Genomic DNA, 17,680 nt, shown 5'->3' with positions numbered 1-17,680 from the left:
GCCCATGGCAGACACGAGTTCAGAGATCCGCGTCCACGATGCGCACCTGCGCAATCTACGCCACGTCACCGTCTCCCTCCCCCGCGGGCGGTTGGTTGCGGTCACCGGGGTGTCAGGTTCGGGGAAGTCGTCGCTGGCGTTCGGCACGATCCACGGGGAGGCGCAGCGGCGGTACCTGGAGTCGGTCGCACCGTTCGCCAGGCGTCTCATCGCCGGGGCGGTGGATCCCCGGGTCGGACGGATCGACGGACTACCGCCGACGGTCGCACTCGAGCAGTCGCGCTCCGGTGGTGGCGCCAGGTCGACGGTGGGCACACTGTCGACGGTGTCGAACTCGGTGCGGTTGCTGTTCTCCCGTGCCGGCACCTATCCCGACGACGTGCGGGAACGCGTCGGACGGCTGGGGTCGGACCGGTTCTCCCCCAACACGGCCGCGGGCATGTGTCCGACGTGCCAGGGTACCGGCACGGTCCATGCGCCGACGGAGGAGTCGATGGTGCCGGATCCGTCGGTGTCGATCGACGACGGGGCGATCGCCGCCTGGCCCGGCGCCTGGCTGGGCAAGAACTTCCACGACATCCTCGTCACCCTGGGGTACCGGACCGACGTGCCGTGGGCGGAGTTGCCGCGTGCCGACCGTGACTGGATCCTGTTCACCCCGGACAAGCCGGTGGTCACCGTCCATCCCGTACGCGGTGCCGACCAGATCCAACGCACCTACGACGGGACGTGGCGCTCGGTGTCGACGTATCTGCAGGAGACGCTGGCCTCGACCTCCTCGGACGCCACGCGGCGTCGGGTGCTGTCGTTCATGGAGCATTCCGTGTGCCCGACCTGCGGGGGCCGTCGGCTCGGGACCGATGCACTGTCCGTGACCTACCTGGGCATGGCGATCGACGAGTTCAACGCGGTACCCCTGGCCCAGCTGGTAGGCATGTTCGACCAGGTGACGGACCCGTCCGAGGCCGAGCGACTACTGTTCGGACAGGTGGTTCCCACGGTGCAGGCCGCGGTGGATCTGGGGCTGGGTCATCTGAGTCTGGACCGTGCGGCGTCGACGCTGTCGGTCGGTGAGCTGCAACGGTTGCGTCTGGCCTCGCAACTGCATTCCGGGCTGTTCGGGGTGGTGTACGTCCTCGACGAGCCCTCTGCAGGGCTGCACCCGTCCGAACGCGTCGCGGTGCGCGGCCTGATGGCACGTTTCCTGGAGGCCGGGAACAGCGTCATCCTCGTCGAGCATGACATGTCGCTGGTGGCCGGGGCGGACTGGGTGGTCGACGTCGGCCCCGGTGCCGGGGAGGACGGCGGGGAGATCCTCTGGTCCGGCCCGGTCGAGGGGTTGGCGGGAAAGGACACGCCGACAGGCCGAGCCTTGGCGGCGCCTGTCCCGGCGGTGAAGGGCACGACGGGCCTTCCGGTGCGCCCCGCCGCGTCGTCCCTGCCGGTACGGACGACGGTACGCACCCTCGACCTCGACATCGGTCTCGGTCTCGGTCAGTTCACCGTGGTGACCGGGGTCTCGGGGTCCGGGAAGTCCACGTTGCTCTCCGAGGTGCTGCCGGGAATCCTGACCGAGGCGGGAATCCGTACCGTCCACATCACCCAGCAGCCCATCGGGCGGACCACCCGGTCCTGCCTCGCGACCTACACGGGCCTGTTCGACCAGGTCCGGAAGCTCTTCGCAGGCACGGACGAGGCACGCCGACGGGGGTGGTCGGTGTCCCGGTTCTCCTTCAACGTCGTCGAAGGACGGTGCCCGACCTGCAACGGCGACGGGTCGATCGAGGTCGAGCTGGTGTTCCTCCCGGGCAGCTACACCACCTGCCCCGACTGTCACGGTGCCCGTTACAACGACGAGACCCTCGAGGTGACCTGGCACGGGCTGACCGTCGCCGGTGTCCTCGACCTGACGGTGGCTGAGGCCCTGGAGGTCTTCGCCGGTGAGCCGACCGTCCACGCGGCACTGCAGGCACTGGACGCGGTGGGGTTGTCGTACCTGCGTCTCGGCCAAGGTGCGCCGGAGCTCTCCGGCGGGGAGGCCCAACGGATCAAGTTGGCCACGGAACTGCAACGCAGCCGCCGGTCCCGGCGCGGCTCGACGGTGCACCTCCTGGACGAGCCGACGACGGGGCTGCATCCCGCAGATACCGACCTTCTGGTCGCCGAGCTCAACAGGTTGGTGGACGCCGGGGACTCCGTGGTGGTCGTCGAGCACGACCTGCGTGTCGTCGCCCAGGCGGACCGGATCGTGGACCTCGGCCCGGGTGCCGGAGCGGACGGCGGACACGTCGTCGCCGACGGGACACCGGCGGACCTGGTGACGTCCGGCACCGCAACCGGGAGGGCCCTGCAGGCCGTGGTGTCGCGCGTCTAGGCGTTGACGTCGGCGTCGGTGCTGGCCTCGGCGCCGGCCACCTTCCTCCGTCGCTGGCGGGTCCGGCTGATCACCACGCTGCGGATCGCGACCAGGAGGACGAGTGCGAGGACACCGTAGATGGTCCAGGTGATGGGGCTGGAGACCAGGACGGTGAAGTCGCCGGACGAGGACAGTAGCGCGTCGCGGACCGAGGTCTCGGCCAACGGGCCGAGGACCATGCCGATGATCAGGGGTGCCAGCGGGTAGCCGTACCGGCGCATCAGGAAGCCGACCACCGAGATTCCCAGCAGAAGCAGGAGGTCGAACACCCGTCCCGAGGTGGCGTAGACGCCGAGTCCGCAGAACAGGGCGATGCCCGCGTAAAGGTAGGGCTGCGGGATGAGCAGAAGTTTGGCCCAGAGTTGGGCGAAAGGCAGGTTGATGATCAGCAGCACCACCATCGCGATGAAGAAGCTCGCCAACAGGGCCCAGACCAGGTCAGGGTTCCGGTCGAAGAGCAACGGACCGGGCTGGAGTCCGTACTGACGGAAGGCCGCCAGCAGGATCGCTGCTGTGGCGGACACCGGCAGACCCAGCGCCAGCAGGGCACCCATCGCCATACCGGTGGTGGAGTTTCCGGCGGCTTCCGGCGCGGCGAGTCCACGGATCGCCCCTTTACCGAACTGCGGCGACTTCCGACGGGTGTCCAGGCGACGCTCCACGGAGTACGCCAGGAACGTCGGGACCTCGGATCCGCCCACCGGGATCATGCCGAAGGGCATACCGATCGCGGTACCCCTCAACCAGGCCGGCAGCGCCTCCCGGAACTCGGCGAGCTTGAGCCACGGCCGACCCGCGGACCGCGTCTTGAGGTCCTGATTCTCCCGACGTGCACGGGACGCGATGAAGAACACCTCACCGAGGGCGAGGATCGCCACGGTGACGGTGACGATCGAGATGCCGTCGAACAGCTGCGGCACCCCGAGGGTGAACCGCTCGGTTCCGGTCACCGAATCAATGCCGACCGTCGAAATCCCCAGTCCGATGACGAGGGCTGACAGCCCCTTGGGAACCGAGTCGGAGACCACCGAGGAGGTGGCGACGAAGGCGAACAACGCCAGCGCGAAGTACTCCGCCGGGCCGAAGTACGTCGAGAGCTCGGCGAGCAGCGGGGCGAAGAAGACGACCACGACGGACGCGACGAAGCCACCGATGAAGGCACCGATGGCCGCCGTCGCCAATGCCTGGGGTGCACGCCCGGCCAGTGCCATCTTGTGCCCCTCGAACGTCGAGGCGATGGCCGAGGCCTGCCCCGGGGTGTTCATCAGGATCGCCATGGTGGAGTCACCGAAGAGTCCGCCGAAATACACACCGGCGAAGAAGATGAAGGCGGCCGTCGGGTCGAGGGCGAAGGTCATCGGCAGCAGCAGTGCCACCGCCATCGAGGAGCCGAGGCCCGGCATGACTCCCACGGCGGTGCCGAGGAGGCAGCCGAGGAGCACCCACATGAGGTTGACCGGTGTGAGGGCTCCTGCGAAGCCCTCCATGAGGAGACTGAGTGAATCCATGTCAGAACCCCCCGCCCACGATGCCGGAGGGAAGACTGAGACCGAGCGCCACGTCGAATGCGAGGTAGGCGACGGATCCCATGAAGACGGACACCAGGATGTCGAAGACTGGTCGCCGCGAGCCGAATCCGCGGGCCACACACCAGAACAGCAGTCCGGAGGCGAGGATCCAGCCGAGCCACGGCAGCAGGACGGCGAATGCGAGGAAGCCCAGGACCGCCCACCCGAGGGCGACGAAGTCCGAGTGGAACCTCGTGGTCTGTTCGGCCGCGCCCTCCACGTGCTCCGGGCGGCGGATGATGCCCACGGCGATGATCGTGGCGAGGACGAGCCCGATGACCCCGGTCAGTGTCGGGAAGAACCCCGGCCCGGGGAAGTCGGCGTCGGGGCCGTCCATGGTCATCGAGCCGATGATGAGGAAGAGGCTGAACCCGCCGATCACGGCGGGCATGATCAGCCCGGACCGGCCGGCCCAGACCGTGCCTGCGCCGACCGGTGTGGTGGTCGGTGGTGTTGCGGTGTCGCTCATGGTCATTGTCCCATCTCCTCGAACAGGGTGGTGATCCTGTCGGTCTCGTCCTGGATGTACCGCTCGAGTTCCTCGCCGTGCATCGGTGCTTCCCGCCAGTAGTTGCGTTCCACGGTCGACTGCCATTCCGGGGTCTCCACGGCCTCGGCGACGAGGTCCTGAAGTTCCTCGATGTCGTCGGGCGTGGCGGAGGGAGGAGCGAAGAGCGCCCTCCAGTTGGTGATGGTGACGTCGAGTCCCTGTTCGGCGAGGGTCGGGATAGCCTCGATGTCCGGGCTTCCGGAGAGACGGTCCTCGGCCACGACTCCCAGCACCCGCAACCGTCCGGACTCGACCTGGGGGTAGATGTCCGCGAAGCCGCCGGCCGTGACGTCGGCCGTGCCGTTGAGCAGCGCCTGGATTGCCTCACCGCCGCCGTCCGAGGGGATGTAGGTGGTCTCGGACACCGGGACACCGAGCTCCAGGGCGATGTCCGTCATGACGAGTTGGTCGAAGGATCCGCCACCGGTCCACGCCACCGACCGCGGGTCCTGCGTCCATGCCTCACTGATGTCGTCCATCGACTCGAAGGGGGAGGCGGCGGGGACCGCGATGATGTCGTACTCCTCGAGGACCTTGGCCACCGGGGTGACGTCCTGGATCCTGGAGGGGGTGCCGAACTGGACCTGTGCCGTGATGTGACCGGATCCGCCGACCATGAGGTTGTTGGCTTCCGGCTGCTGGGCCAGGACACCGATGCCGATGGTGCCGCCCGCACCCGGCACGTTGATCACCTGCACGTTGTTGACGATCCCGTTGGTTCTCAGGGTCTGCTGCAGCTCACGCTGGAAGGTGTCCCAACCGCCTCCGGCGGCCGCCGGCGCGATCAGGGAGAGGTTGCTCCGCACATCCGTGCCGCCCGAGGCGGACCGGACCGAGAAGAAGGAGGCTGCCCCGATGACGACGACAGCGAGGACGGCGAAGACGGCGGTGCCGACCGTGTGGAACCGGGACCGTGCCGGCCCGGGGGGATCTGAGGCCTTCTGATGGCCCATGGGAGCTCCTTGACGCGTCCCGGAGAAGTGGGCCGGGACGACTGGCTCGAGAGACTGTGACACCGGACGCACCCGGAGACCGGTGCGGTCCACGCCGTATCGACAGCGGCGGACCGACGGGGCCACGGTTGGCCGAGCCTTGAACGAGCTTAATCATTGCAGGAAAGTGTTCACCCACCAAAACCGCATGACGGACGGTGTTCCGGGCAGGTCATCCGGGAAATCACACGGGACGCACCATCCCGGTACAGACCCGGTCCGGCCCCGGTCCGGCCCCGGTCCGGACGACCGCCTACGCACCCCCGGCGGCGCCGAGACGTACCCTGACACCGTCGAGGATCACCTCCAGCCCGTACCCGTAGACGGCCTCAGGGCCGGTGATCGCCTGGTACTTCTCCCCCACGGCCGCACCGACCCGACTGGAGACCGGAAAATCCTCGTCCTGCATGACCTGCGACAGGACCGGTTCGTTGACCTGCCACCATTCCGCGTCACTGTACCCGGACGCCCGGGCGAGATCGCGGGCGTTGACACTGGCCGCAGCACTGGCGAGGGCGTGGGCCTCGACCAGGGAGATGGTGTGGTCCATGGCGACGTCATCGAGCCCGCAGCCTTCCAGCGCCGACAACTGCCATTCGTACCGGCGGGAGATGCCCGGGCCGATGAGGGGGCGGTGGCGCTGCGCCCCGAGCAACCACGGGTGGCGGTGGATCTCGTCCCAGGCGAGTCGGGAGATCACCCGCAGTCGGTCGACGACGACCTCGGGGTCGGTCGGGTCACCACCGAACTCCGGGAGGTCGATCTGCCCCATCACCCGGTCGGTCATCAGGCCGAGGAGCTCATCGCGGCCGGGAATGTAGGTGTACAGGCTGGCCGCGGAGGTCCGCAGCTTCTCGGCGATCCTGCGCATGGAGACCCCCTCGATCCCCCCGGCGTCGGCGTCCTCGACCGCGGTGTCCACGACCTGGTCGACCGACCACTTCTTCCGGGGCCCCCGCGCCCCGGTCTCCTCCCCCACCTGATGCCGCCACACCAGGCGGAGCATCCGGTCAGGCTCGAGGGGGACTCGTTCTCCGTTGTTGTCGGAATCCATGTTGACAGCTTACTCCGAACAGCGTACGTTGAAGCATCCCAATAACACCGTACACCGTTTGGAGTTTATCGTGAGTTCTGGATCCCCTCCCGCAATCCATGCCGACCGCCTGGTCAAGAGCTACGGTGACCAGCAGGCACTCGACCGTTTCAGTCTCATCGTCCCCGCAGGCAGCATTCACGGGCTTCTCGGCCCGAACGGTGCCGGCAAGTCGACCGCCGTCGGCATTCTCAGCACATTGACCACACCGGACGGTGGCACCGCCCACATCGCCGGCACCGATGTGCGTGAGGGCGCTGCAGTACGCGCGCGTATCGGCCTGGTCGGCCAGTACGCCGCCGTGGACGAGATCCTCGGCGGGCGTGAGAATCTCGTCATGTTCGCCCGTCTCCTGGGACTCCGTCGCCGCGCGGCCCACCGTCGTGCAGATGAACTCCTCGGGCAGTTCTCACTGGGCGGCGCAGCGGACCGTCCCGTCTCCGGATACTCCGGGGGAATGCGCCGCCGTCTCGACATCGCGGTCTCTCTCATCCGCCATCCCGACGTCCTCTTCCTCGACGAGCCGACCACCGGGCTCGACCCCCGCAGCCGCAATGAGGTCTGGGACGCGGTGCGCCGGACCGCCCAGTCCGGCACGACAGTCCTGTTGACCACCCAGTACCTCGACGAGGCCGACCAGCTCGCCGACCGGATCTCGATTATGACCGCCGGCCGGGTGATTGCCGAGGGGACACCCGGGGAACTCAAACGCAGCCGCGGCGGTGACCGGGTCGAGGTCGTCTTCAGCGCAGACGTCCCCCGCGCCGAGGTGAGCTCGGCACTGTCCGCGGTCCGGCCGTCCCTGACTGAGACGCCCACGGGTGTTCACGCCAGTCTTCCTGCACCGGGAGGTACCGCCGACATGGTCGACGTCATCCGGCGTCTCGACACCGCCGGTCTCACCCCCACCGACGTCACCCTGCGCCGCCCCACCCTCGACGAGGTCTTCCTCTCTGTCACCGACCCGTCGCCGACCACCGAGGAGAACCGATGAACAGCATCACCAGCGGGCTGGTACTCACCGCCAGGGAGCTCCGGCACTGGCGCCGCCAACCGCTCACCCCGGTCTTCACCATCCTGTTCACCGTCATGCTGCTACTGATGTTCTCCCTGCTCTTCGGGGGGTCGATCACCTTGCCCGACGGCGGCGACTACACCAGCTTCCTGCTGCCCGGCATGATGGCACTGAGCATGATGTTCGGCGTCGAGGCGACGACCACCGCCATGGCCGCCGACGCGAAGAAGGGCATCACCGACCGTTTCCGCTCACTGCCGATCGGCGATGCCTCGGTCGCGTTCGGTCGGGTGGGTGCAGACATGATCACCTCTGCGGTGGAACTGGTGGTGCTCGTCGTCGGCGGACTCATCCTCGGATGGCGGGTCACCGGCAGCGTCGGCGACGCCGTTCTGGCCGTCGCCCTCCTGCTGTGGTTCCGTTTCGCGGTGTTGTGGATCGGAATCTACCTGGGGCTCACCCTCGGCAGGAACGACGGTGGCGCGACCATGGTCCAGGTACTGGTCTGGCCGATCGGCTTCCTGTCCACCGCCTTCGTCTCCCCCGAGTTCATGCCATCCTGGCTCGGGCCGCTCGCCACCTGGAACCCGGTGTCCGCCACCGCCACGGCCACACGTGAACTGTTCGGCAACCCGGTCGGCGTCACCGCAGGCCCGCTGGCCGACCATGCGGTCCTGGCGGCCGCAGTGTGGCCGCTGGCACTGGTCGCGGTCTTTCTCCCGCTGTCCGCACGGGCCTACCGACGACTCAGGAGGTGAGTCCCCGGGCTGCTGCGGCGTGCACCGCGTCGGTGAGCACACCGAGTGTGTCTGACTCCAGGCGCCAGTGCTGCCAGTACAACGGCACCTCGACGACGTCGTCGGCGAGACGGACCATCGTGCCGTCCCGCACATAGGGCCGTGCCGCCGCGACCGGCACCAGCGTCCACCCGAGTCCGGCGACGACGGCGTCATTGAGTCCCTCGAAACTCGGGATCCGGGAGACCCGGCGCCCCGGTCGTGGCACCACGCCACGCGGCCCGAGAACTCCGTCGGTCATCCGGTCGTGCGGACCGATGACCAGCAGCGGAAGCGACGCCCACGCCTCATCGCCGTGGACGGCGTGAGCGGACTCGAGTTCCCGGGCCAGCCCGGGGGACGCGACCGGCCAGTAGTGCAGGATCCCGAGCTCTTCCACGACGCATCCGGCCACGGGCTCAGCCTCTGCCGTGACCACCCCCATGCAGTCACCACGGCGGAGCATCGCCAGGGAACGTTGTTCGTCCTCCAGATTGAGTTCGAGAGAGATCCCGCCCACCGCGGCGACGTGACCGAGGACGGGACGGAACCAGGTCCCCAACGAGTCCGCGTTGACCCCGACACTCACCGGCCGTTCGCCGATTCTGCCCCGCAGCCTGTCATCGGTCTCCGACTCCAGCAGCCGCATCCGTCGCGCCGTCTGCACCAGGACCTCCCCGGCATCGGTGACCCCCACCGGTGTTGTCCGGCGCACCACGACACGTCCGACATCCGCTTCCAACGCCTTGATCCGTTGACTCACCGCTGACGGGCTGACACCCAGCCGTGCCGCCGCGGCGTCGAAACTCCCCTCATCGACGACGAGCAGCAAGGTATCCATGTGACGTGGCATCATGAAGCACATCTTAAGTAAGTCAAGAACTTCTTGCTTGTCTTCACCCCGGCGGGGTTCCTAGGCTCTGCACCGTGTTGAACGATGATCTCCTCCCCGCCCTCCACATCGGCCTCGCCGGTCTGGTGTTCCAGCTGTCCGTCATCGCCGCCGTCGGACCACAGAACATCGTCCTGCTCAAGCAGGGCGTGAGGCGATGGGGAGTCGGTCTGGTGATCTCCGTCTTCATCCTCGGCGACCTGCTCCTGCTGCCGGCAGGCACCGCCGGGGTCAGCGTGGTCACCGACAGGGTCCCCGTCCTCCTGGAGATCCTGCGGTGGGGAGGAGTGGCCTACCTGCTCTGGTTCGCCGCGACGTGCCTCCGCGACGTCCGACACCCCGCCGCCATCGACACAGACACAGACTCAGGCTCAGGCACCAGTACAGACATCCCGGCGCCTGGTACGGACGTCACCGTCGACGGCCCCCTCCCCGCCACCGGTGGGCAGGTGGCCACAGCGGTGCGCCCCCGTCCGGCCCCGGCACTCCCCCGTCCCCGCCGACGCCGCGGGGTCGGGGTGTTGACCACCGCTCTGGTGGTGACCTTCCTCAATCCCGCCGCCTACGTCGACGGCATCGTCGTCTTCGGGACCATGGCGAACCAGTACGACGACGTCGGAAAATGGGTGTTCACCACCGGCGCGATCCTCGGGTCGACCCTGTTCTTCGTCATCGTCGGCTACGGCGCCCGCCTGCTCAGTCGCCCACTGTCCAGCCCACGTGTGTGGCGGTGGATCAACCTGGGGATCGGGGTGTTGATGATCGCCATGGCAGCTCGTCTCGCCCTCGGGTGAGCGGGACTGTGAGCCGGACGCGGCATCAGAAGGGGTTGCCCCCTCCGACGGCGAGCCACAGACCGGCAGCTCCTGCCAGTCCGATGACCGCGAACAGCCATGCCGACGCGAGCGGCCTGGTCGCCCAGCCCCGCGAGGCGTCCGCCGAATACCGGCCCGGCCCGGTGAACGTCAGCGTCAGAGCGACGAGCCCGAGCAGCCCCCAGAACTGCACCTGCGGGCTCAGGGTGTACGGCCAGTAACCCGAGTCCCAGATCGACAGATTGTGCAGTGCAAGGAATCCCGCGACCACTACGGCCAGCGCACTCCCCACCGGGGTGAGTAGCCCGAAGACCAGTAGGCCGCCGGCGACGATCTGCGCGACCGGCACGGCGACGGCCAGGATGTCTGCGGCGGTGTAGGCACCCAGGACCTGTTCGAAGGCACTGATGCCGGGGTCCCCGCCGAAGGCGAAGAGGGTCTGCAGTCCACGCACCAACAACAGGGCGCCGACCACGACTCGCAGCACGAACAGACCGAAGTCCAGTGTCCCCCGCTTCGGGTCGGTGTCCACCGCGTCCGACGATGCAACGGGGGCTGCCGCACCGTCGACGGCTTCCGGGTCGTCCGGGGACACCACGGTCCGGTCATCGCCCGGCGCGAGCGACTGGTCCGGACCGACAGGCTGGGACCAGTCGGACGACGCCGGCACGGTCGCGGTGGTGCCTGTCGCGAAGGCGGTGGTCTCCTGGTCGTCCCGGACCCCGCCGCGTCCCACCGGGGCGGGCACATCACCGGTGCCGGCCCGGTCCTGCGTGGCGTAGGCTGCACCTCCGGACGCCCCGACAGAGCTGTCGAAGGCCCTCGTCTCGTGGTCGTCGTCGGTGCCGGCGTAGGCGGGGTCGGCCGAGGCTGCGCCGAACACCTCCGTGCGGTCACCGTCCGTCGCCGCAGCCGCGCGCGCGGGCTCCGCCGCACGCGGTTCGATGCGTTGAGGACGCGCGCGTCCCGACATCGAGTAGATGTCCCGCTTCGGCTTCGCGTCGGCGGCGGCCGGAGGTTCGGGAGTGTCGGACGACTCAGGAGACGCCGGCTCAGCGCCGTCGGCACTGCCTGCCCCCTCAGCCGAGGCGTCGGCGGAGGATGCCGGCTCAACTGGGTCGGCCGGTGCGACGGACTCGTCCTGTTCGACCCGACCGGCGGATCCGGTCGGCACCGACAAGGGACGTGTCGCCTCCGGGACGTCGATCCCGTCGACCTCGTCGATGGCGTCGAAGAGGTCGTCGTCGCTGTGGTCCACCCCGCCGGCGGAGACTGCCGGGTCCCCACCGCTCGGCGCGCCCGGCGTCCCCGTACTCTTCTCCGGTGACTTTTCCGTGTCCTTTCCCGGATTACGGTCAAACAATCCCATGGTCTCCCACCTTCTGCGCCGACGGCGTGGTGGCCTCTGGCGCCAGATCTCGTGCTGGTCTGTGTGCTCGTCTCCGCATGGATACGTGCGTCAAGCCTAGGCTAGAACCCGGGCGTGACACCGGAGGACGACACGGTATGTCGCGTCCACCGGACAGACGACAGCAGACAACTGAGCATCAGGAGGACATCATGGGCTACGTCGCCAACGGGGACGAAGGGTTCGACAGGGACATGAACTACATCGACGACCGCGTCGTCGCCGATCCGTCCAGTAGCGACCCCGACACGACAGTCCCCGGTCTCGGTCACGGGGAGACCTGGGCCGTGGAGGCCGGCCGCTACCGTCTCATCGCGGCCCGGGCGTGTCCCTGGGCTCACCGGGCGGTCATCGTCCGGCGGCTCCTCGGGCTCGACGGTGCCGACACCCCGGACGAGCCGGCTCCACTGACGCTGGGGCTGGCCGGCCCCACCCACGACTGGAAGTCATGGACCTTCGACCTCGACCCCGATTCCGTCGACCCGGTTCTCGGAGTGGGACGACTGCGGGACTGCTACCTGCACCGCTACCCTGACTATCCGAAGGGGATCACGGTGCCGGCGCTCGTGGACACCGGGTCGAAGGCGGTCGTCACCAACGACTTCCGTTCGATGGTGCAGGACTTCGTCACCGAATGGACTCCCCTGCACCGTGACGGCGCCCCCGACCTCTACCCCACCGATCTCCGGCCCGAGATCGACGAGATCTCCGACCGGGTCTTCCGTACCGTGAACAACGGCGTCTACAAGTGTGGTTTCGCCGGCACACAGTCCGCCTACGAGAAGGCGTTCACCGAACTGTTCGCCACGCTCGACATGCTGGAGGAGCGACTGGCCGACAGGCGTTACCTCGTGGGCGACCACATCACGCTCGCCGACATCTACCTCTACGTCACCCTGGTCCGCTTCGACATGGTCTACCACGGGCACTTCAAGTGCAACCGGTACACGGTCTCCAGCAGGCCGAACCTGTGGGGGTACCTCCGGGATCTCTTCCAGACACCCGGTTTCGGCGACACCACGAACTTCGGACAGATCAAGGACCACTACTACATCGTCCACACAGACGTGAACCCCACCGGGGTCGTGGCCGTGGGGCCGGACCCGGCGGGGTTCACCACCGAACACGGACGGGAGCAGCTCGGCGGCAGCCCGTTCGGTGCGGGTACCGGACCGTCGGCACCTCGCCCGGAGGACGTCCGGCCCGGCGACGGCGCGTGAGACGCCGCTGGCGGGTCAGAGCGAGGCGGTGATGGCTTCCACCGACTGCTTGGCGTCGCCGAGCAGCATGTCGGTGTTCTCGTTGAAGAACAGCGGGTTCTGCACACCGGCGTAGCCCGAACCCATGGAACGCTTGAACACGATGACCTTCTCGGCGTCCCACACCTTCAGCACCGGCATGCCGGCGATCGGGGATCCCGGCTCCTCGGCGATCGGGTTGACCGTGTCATTCGCGCCGATGACCAGTACGACGTCCACCTCACCGAAGTCGTCGTTGACCTCGTCGAGCTCCAGCACGATGTCGTAGGGCACCTTGGCCTCAGCCAACAGGACGTTCATGTGGCCGGGAAGACGGCCGGCGACCGGGTGGATGCCGAACGTGACGTCGACACCCTGCTCCCGCAGCTTGGCCACCAGGGAGGCCACCGGATACTGCGCCTGAGCCACGGCCATGCCGTAACCGGGGGTGATCATGACCGACTTCGCGCCCTTGAGCAGCTCGGCGGTCTCTTCGGCGGTGACCTCGGTGTGCTCGCCGTAGTCCCGGTCGTCACCGGCCGAGGACTCCGCACCGAATCCACCGAGGATCACGGAGATGAAGGACCGGTTCATCGCCTTGCACATGACGTACGACAGGTAGGCACCGGACGAACCGACCAGCGAACCGGTGATGATCAGCAGCGGGTTGGCCAGCATGAAGCCGGCCGCGGCGGCGGCCCAGCCCGAGTAGGAGTTCAGCATCGAGACGACCACCGGCATGTCTCCGCCGCCGATAGCGGCGACGAGGTGGATCCCCAGGGCCAGCGCCAGGACCAGCATCACGCCGAGAATCGTCCAGGACAGTGCCTGGTTGTCGGTGCCGGCGGCGATGAACACACCCATGCCGATCAGGGACACCACGATGACGAACACGTTGAGCAGGTTGCGCCCCGGCAGCATCAGCGGGGAACCGCTGATCTTCCCGGACAGCTTCAGGTAGGCGACGATCGAACCGGTCAGGGTGACCGCGCCGATGAAGATGCCGAGGTAGATCTCACCCAGGTTGAAGCCGGCGACGTCCTCGTCGGACCCGGCCTTCTGGATGAAGGAGTTGACACCGATGAGCACGGCAGCCAGGCCCACGAAGCTGTGCAGCATCGCGATGAGCTCAGGCATCCCGGTCATCTCGACCTTGCGGGCCCGGGGGATTCCGATGGCGGCACCGATGATCATCGCGACAGCGATGAGGAGCAGGGTGACGACCGGACTGTTGTAGTTGTCGGTGTCGTCGGCGGAGGCCACGACAGCCTTGACGATGGTGGCGATCAGGGCGATCGCCATACCGGTCATACCGAACCGGTTTCCGCGCGAGGCGGTCTGCTGCTTGGCCAGCCCGGCCAGTGCCAGGATGAACAGCAGGGCGGCGACGATGTAGGCCAGGTTGGTGACCTTGTCCGTCCATTCCAGGACAGACGCACTCGGACCGTTGGCGAGAATCAGCTGGTTGGTCACGTTCATCTCAGTTGCCTCCCTCGAACATGGTGAGCATTCGCCTGGTGACGAAGAAGCCACCGAAGATGTTGATCGAGGCCACGACGATGGCGATGAACGCCAGGACAGCCACGGCGATATTGGACGAGCCGACCTGGAGGATCGCTCCGACCAGGATGATGCCCGAGATCGCGTTGGTCTCGCTCATCAGCGGCGTGTGCAGTTTGTGCGTCACCGCGGTGATCACGTAAAACCCGACCACCACGGCGAGCATCAGCACCATGTACTCGTCGGCGACCGCCAAGGGGCTGGCCAGCACCAGGGCGATGCCCAGCACGCCCGCCAGCAGCTTCCACGGCAGGGTGGACTTCGCCGGCGCCTCCTCCTCGGGGGCGGTCGTTGCCGGCTCCGCCGGGGCCGGGGCTGGGGCGGCCGAGACCTTCACCGGGGGCGGTGGCCACAGGATGTCGGCGGAGGAACCGGGTCCGCCGTCGACGGCCTTGGTCACCGTGATGCCGCGCACGATCTCGTCCTCGAGATCCAGGACCGCCTGCCCGTCCTTACCGGGGGTGACGAGTTTGAACAGGTTCACGACGTTCTGGCCGTAGAGCTGCGAGGACTGTGCGGGCAGGCGTCCGGCGAGATCGGTGTAGCCGATGATCGACACACCGTTGTCGGTGGTGGTCACCTCACCGGCGACGGTCAGCTCGCAGTTGCCGCCGTTGGCGGCTGCCATGTCGACGATCACGGAACCGGGCTTCATCTTCGCCACGTCGGCGGCCGTCAGCAGGACGGGGGACGTCCGGCCCGGGATGTTCGCCGTGGTGATCACGATGTCGGCGGCCGCGGCCTGCTCGGCGTAGAGCTTCGCCGCCGCCGCGGCCTGGTCCTGCGTCATCTCCTTGGCGTAGCCGTCGTCGGACTTCTCCGAGGCGGTGGGGATCGCCACGAACTCGGCGCCCATGGACTCCACCTGCTCGGCGGTCTCCGGTCGCAGGTCGGTGGCCTTGACCACGGCACCCATCGAGTTGGCCGTACCGATCGCCGCCAGGCCTGCCACTCCGGTACCGATGACGTACACGGTGGCCGGCGGAACCTTGCCGGCGGCAGTGACCTGGCCGGTGAACAGCCGGCCGAAGGTGTTCGCGGCCTCGATGACCGCACGGTAGCCGGCGATGTTCGCCTGGGAACTGAGCACGTCCATCGACTGCGCACGGCTGATCCGGGGAACGGTGTCCATCGCGACCGCGGTGACGTTCTTCGCCGCCAGTTCGGCGACCAGGTCGTCGTTGCGGGCCGGTGCGAGCCGGGAGATCAGCATCGCACCGGACTTCAGGGCGGCACGCTGGTCGGCGGACGGGGTGTCGAGCGTGGTGACGATGTCGGAGGACCATACGTCCTCGCCGACGATCGTGGCGCCGGCAGCCTCGAACTGGCTGTCGGGGAAGTTCGCCTGGTCACCTGCGCCGGCCTGGACGGCTACGTCGTAGCCGAGCTTGATCAGCTTGCCGACGGTGTCAGGCGTGGCAGAGACCAAGGTTTGCGGTTCCCGGGGGATACCTATGAGCAACGGAGGGCTCCTCTGGTGCGTGGTCGACTACTCCGGGATCACGCAGACGCCTCCGGCATGGTGGCTGGGGCTGCGGGCGCGTCCGGACGTCGACCCAGTCATTGGGTTCACGTATGTTAACGTCCGGTTTATTATGCACAGGTAGCTGTCTCTCCAACAGATGTTCCGGAATATTGTCCGGATCTTCCCCGCGGAGGGGCTAAACCACCCCCGAATCGGCCCCCGCAGACCCCCCGTCGGCATTTTCGGACCCCGGTTTTCGGTTTCCCGCCCCAACGAAACATCACTCAGACTAACATCCCCGCCCCCTGCCCGGGCCCCCGACACCGCTCCCCGGTGCCGACCGGGAGACCCCGGCCGACGCCGACGGCGGTCAGCCGAGCTTCGCGGCGATGAGCTTGTTCACCTGTGCAGGGTCCGCCTTGCCGCGGGTGGCCTTCATGACCTCACCGACGATCGCGCCGGTGACCTTCTTGTTCCCGGCACGGTACTTCTCGACGATGTCGGGGTTCGCCGCCAGGGCGTCGTCGACCGCCTTCTCGATCGCGCCGTCGTCGCGCACGACCTCCAGTCCACGGGCCGCGACGACGTCGTCGACGTCGCCCTCCCCCGCCAGCACGCCGTCAACCGCCTTCCGGGCGAGCTTGTTCGTCAGTTTGCCGTCCTTCACGAGCGCGGCGACACGGGCGACCTGCTCCGGGGTGATCTGCAGGCCCTCGAGCTCGACACCGAGTTCCTTGGCCTTCTGCGACAGGTAGGCAACCCACCAGCTGCGGGCCTCGGCCGGCGTGGCGCCCGCCTCGACCGTGCCGATGATCAGGTCGAGGGCACCGGCGTTGACCAGGTCACGCATCTCCTCGTCCTTGAGGCCCCACTCCTGCTGGATACGGGCGCGGCGAATCCACGGCATCTCCGGCAGTGTCTCGCGGATCGACTCGACCCAGTCCTCCGGCGCGAGCACCGGAGGAAGGTCCGGGTCATTGAAGTACCGGTAGTCCGCCATCGTCTCCTTGACCCTGCCACGGGAGGTGGTGCCGTCCGCCTCCTGGTAGTGACGGGTCTCCTGGATGATCTCGACGTCATTGACGATGCAGGCCGCCTGGCGCTGCATCTCGAAGCACACAGCCTGTTCCACCGACTTCAGCGAGTTGATGTTCTTGGTCTCGGTGCGGGTGCCGTACTCCGTCGCCCCCACCGCCCGCAACGAGAGGTTCGAGTCCACCCGCATCGATCCCTGGTCCATCCGCGCGTCGGACACCTCGAGTGCCTTGACCAGGTCACGCAGAGCGGTGACATAGGACCGGGCGATCTCCGGCGCACGCTCCCCGGCACCCTCGATCGGCTTGGTGACGATCTCGATCAACGGGATACCCGCCCGGTTGCAGTCCACCAGGGACGCGGTCGCACCGTGGATGCGCCCGGTCGCGCCACCGAGGTGGGTGAGCTTGCCGGTGTCCTCCTCCATGTGTGCCCGCTCGATCTCGATACGCCACGGCGTGCCGTCGTCCAGGACGATGTCGAGGTAGCCGTCGTGGGCGATCGGCTCGTCGTACTGGGAGATCTGGTAGTTCTTCGGCTGGTCCGGGTAGAAGTAGTTCTTCCTGGCGAACCGGGAGTACGGCGCGATCTCGCAGTTCAGGGCGAGACCGATCTTGATCGCCCACTCGACGCCCTGCTTGTTGACGACCGGCAGCGCCCCGGGCAACCCCAGGCTGCAGGGGTCGACGTTGGTGTTCGGCGCATCGCCGAACTCCGCGGAGGACGCGGAGAACATCTTCGTCCGCGTCGCGAGTTCGACGTGGACCTCCATGCCCATCACCGGATCGAAGCGCTCGAGCACCTCGTCGTAGTCCATCACGTCATCGGAGTAATCGTTCACCACGGCAGTCATGGTG

Annotated in this window: 14 protein-coding genes; 5 read left to right on the top strand and 9 right to left on the bottom strand. The window is 67.7% G+C overall.

The features are described from left to right. The first annotated feature begins 4 nt into the window (after positions 1–4). Positions 5–2,374, top strand: a complete 2,370-nt coding sequence (locus PQI66_RS01060; protein ID WP_339995320.1) for an excinuclease ABC subunit UvrA — start codon at positions 5–7, stop codon at positions 2,372–2,374. Here PQI66_RS01060 and tctA read toward each other — a convergent pair. The 4 genes from tctA to PQI66_RS01040 all read right to left on the bottom strand — a co-directional run bounded on the left by tctA (position 2,371) and on the right by PQI66_RS01040 (position 6,580). Then, the gene (gene tctA, locus PQI66_RS01055) at positions 2,371–3,924 is read right to left on the bottom strand and encodes a tripartite tricarboxylate transporter permease TctA (protein WP_339995318.1); all 1,554 of its coding nucleotides are present in this window, start codon (positions 3,922–3,924) and stop codon (positions 2,371–2,373) included. The genes PQI66_RS01060 and tctA overlap by 4 nt on opposite strands. Position 3,925: 1 nt before the next feature. Further along, positions 3,926–4,453: a tripartite tricarboxylate transporter TctB family protein gene (locus PQI66_RS01050; RefSeq protein WP_339995316.1), complete on the bottom strand. Its 528-nt coding sequence runs from the start codon at positions 4,451–4,453 to the stop codon at positions 3,926–3,928. Positions 4,454–4,455: 2 nt separating this feature from the next. Then, complete coding sequence (locus PQI66_RS01045) at positions 4,456–5,487, bottom strand: tripartite tricarboxylate transporter substrate binding protein (RefSeq protein ID WP_339995315.1); 1,032 nt, start codon at positions 5,485–5,487, stop codon at positions 4,456–4,458. 292 nt (positions 5,488–5,779) lie between these two features. Continuing rightward, positions 5,780–6,580 (bottom strand): TetR/AcrR family transcriptional regulator, encoded by an 801-nt coding sequence (locus PQI66_RS01040; RefSeq protein ID WP_339995313.1) that lies wholly within the window; start codon positions 6,578–6,580, stop codon positions 5,780–5,782. 70 nt (positions 6,581–6,650) lie between these two features. On the opposite strand from PQI66_RS01040, the gene PQI66_RS01035 reads away from it, so the two are divergent. Beyond that, entirely contained in the window at positions 6,651–7,613 is a 963-nt protein-coding gene (locus PQI66_RS01035; RefSeq protein ID WP_445227974.1) for an ATP-binding cassette domain-containing protein, read from the top strand. Continuing rightward, the gene (locus PQI66_RS01030; protein ID WP_339995312.1) at positions 7,610–8,392 is read left to right on the top strand and encodes an ABC transporter permease; all 783 of its coding nucleotides are present in this window, start codon (positions 7,610–7,612) and stop codon (positions 8,390–8,392) included. The genes PQI66_RS01035 and PQI66_RS01030 overlap by 4 nt, the downstream gene beginning before the upstream one ends. Here the strand turns inward: PQI66_RS01030 and PQI66_RS01025 are convergent. Next, entirely contained in the window at positions 8,382–9,266 is an 885-nt protein-coding gene (locus PQI66_RS01025; protein ID WP_339995311.1) for an ArgP/LysG family DNA-binding transcriptional regulator, read from the bottom strand. The two genes, PQI66_RS01030 and PQI66_RS01025, sit on opposite strands and share 11 nt — an antisense overlap. Before the next feature lie 71 nt (positions 9,267–9,337). Here PQI66_RS01025 and PQI66_RS01020 point away from each other — a divergent pair, with 71 nt between their 5' ends. After that, positions 9,338–10,096, top strand: coding sequence for a LysE/ArgO family amino acid transporter (locus PQI66_RS01020; protein WP_339995310.1), 759 nt, complete (start codon positions 9,338–9,340; stop codon positions 10,094–10,096). A gap of 25 nt (positions 10,097–10,121) precedes the next feature. Here the strand turns inward: PQI66_RS01020 and PQI66_RS01015 are convergent, their stop codons facing one another. After that, positions 10,122–11,486, bottom strand: a complete 1,365-nt coding sequence (locus PQI66_RS01015; protein ID WP_339995309.1) for a DoxX family membrane protein — start codon at positions 11,484–11,486, stop codon at positions 10,122–10,124. 191 nt (positions 11,487–11,677) lie between these two features. Here PQI66_RS01015 and PQI66_RS01010 point away from each other — a divergent pair, with 191 nt between their 5' ends. Then, on the top strand, positions 11,678–12,745 hold the full coding sequence (locus PQI66_RS01010) for a glutathione S-transferase C-terminal domain-containing protein (RefSeq protein ID WP_339995969.1): 1,068 nt from the start codon (positions 11,678–11,680) through the stop codon (positions 12,743–12,745). A 15-nt stretch (positions 12,746–12,760) separates the two neighbouring features. On the opposite strand, the gene pntB is transcribed toward PQI66_RS01010, so the two are convergent. The 3 genes from pntB to gatB form a co-directional block, all read right to left on the bottom strand. Further along, positions 12,761–14,242, bottom strand: coding sequence for a Re/Si-specific NAD(P)(+) transhydrogenase subunit beta (gene pntB / locus PQI66_RS01005; RefSeq protein WP_339995308.1), 1,482 nt, complete (start codon positions 14,240–14,242; stop codon positions 12,761–12,763). Between the two features lies 1 nt (position 14,243). After that, a complete protein-coding gene (locus PQI66_RS01000; RefSeq protein WP_339995307.1) occupies positions 14,244–15,785 on the bottom strand; it encodes a Re/Si-specific NAD(P)(+) transhydrogenase subunit alpha in 1,542 nt (513 codons plus the stop codon). A 373-nt stretch (positions 15,786–16,158) separates the two neighbouring features. Beyond that, the gene (gatB, locus tag PQI66_RS00995; protein WP_339995306.1) at positions 16,159–17,676 is read right to left on the bottom strand and encodes an Asp-tRNA(Asn)/Glu-tRNA(Gln) amidotransferase subunit GatB; all 1,518 of its coding nucleotides are present in this window, start codon (positions 17,674–17,676) and stop codon (positions 16,159–16,161) included. Between the last annotated feature and the right edge of the window lie 4 nt (positions 17,677–17,680).

Source organism: Corynebacterium sp. USCH3 (assembly GCF_037619475.1).
In the GTDB taxonomy this organism is placed as follows: Bacteria; Actinomycetota; Actinomycetes; order Mycobacteriales; family Mycobacteriaceae; genus Corynebacterium.
The sequence above is the reverse complement of the archived record's forward strand: the minus strand, read 5'-3'. Positions and strand labels throughout refer to the sequence as shown.

Excerpts from the sequence above, each read along its gene's own strand:
- PQI66_RS01060 (WP_339995320.1), top strand. The coding sequence starts at position 5 with ATGGCAGACACGAGTTCAGAGATCCGCGTCCACGATGCGCACCTGCGC.
- tctA (WP_339995318.1), bottom strand. The coding sequence starts at position 3,924 with ATGGATTCACTCAGTCTCCTCATGGAGGGCTTCGCAGGAGCCCTCACA.
- PQI66_RS01050 (WP_339995316.1), bottom strand. The coding sequence starts at position 4,453 with ATGAGCGACACCGCAACACCACCGACCACCACACCGGTCGGCGCAGGC.
- PQI66_RS01045 (WP_339995315.1), bottom strand. The coding sequence starts at position 5,487 with ATGGGCCATCAGAAGGCCTCAGATCCCCCCGGGCCGGCACGGTCCCGG.
- PQI66_RS01040 (WP_339995313.1), bottom strand. The coding sequence starts at position 6,580 with ATGGATTCCGACAACAACGGAGAACGAGTCCCCCTCGAGCCTGACCGG.
- PQI66_RS01030 (WP_339995312.1), top strand. The coding sequence starts at position 7,610 with ATGAACAGCATCACCAGCGGGCTGGTACTCACCGCCAGGGAGCTCCGG.
- PQI66_RS01025 (WP_339995311.1), bottom strand. The coding sequence starts at position 9,266 with ATGATGCCACGTCACATGGATACCTTGCTGCTCGTCGTCGATGAGGGG.
- PQI66_RS01015 (WP_339995309.1), bottom strand. The coding sequence starts at position 11,486 with ATGGGATTGTTTGACCGTAATCCGGGAAAGGACACGGAAAAGTCACCG.
- PQI66_RS01010 (WP_339995969.1), top strand. The coding sequence starts at position 11,678 with ATGGGCTACGTCGCCAACGGGGACGAAGGGTTCGACAGGGACATGAAC.
- pntB (WP_339995308.1), bottom strand. The coding sequence starts at position 14,242 with ATGAACGTGACCAACCAGCTGATTCTCGCCAACGGTCCGAGTGCGTCT.
- gatB (WP_339995306.1), bottom strand. The coding sequence starts at position 17,676 with ATGACTGCCGTGGTGAACGATTACTCCGATGACGTGATGGACTACGAC.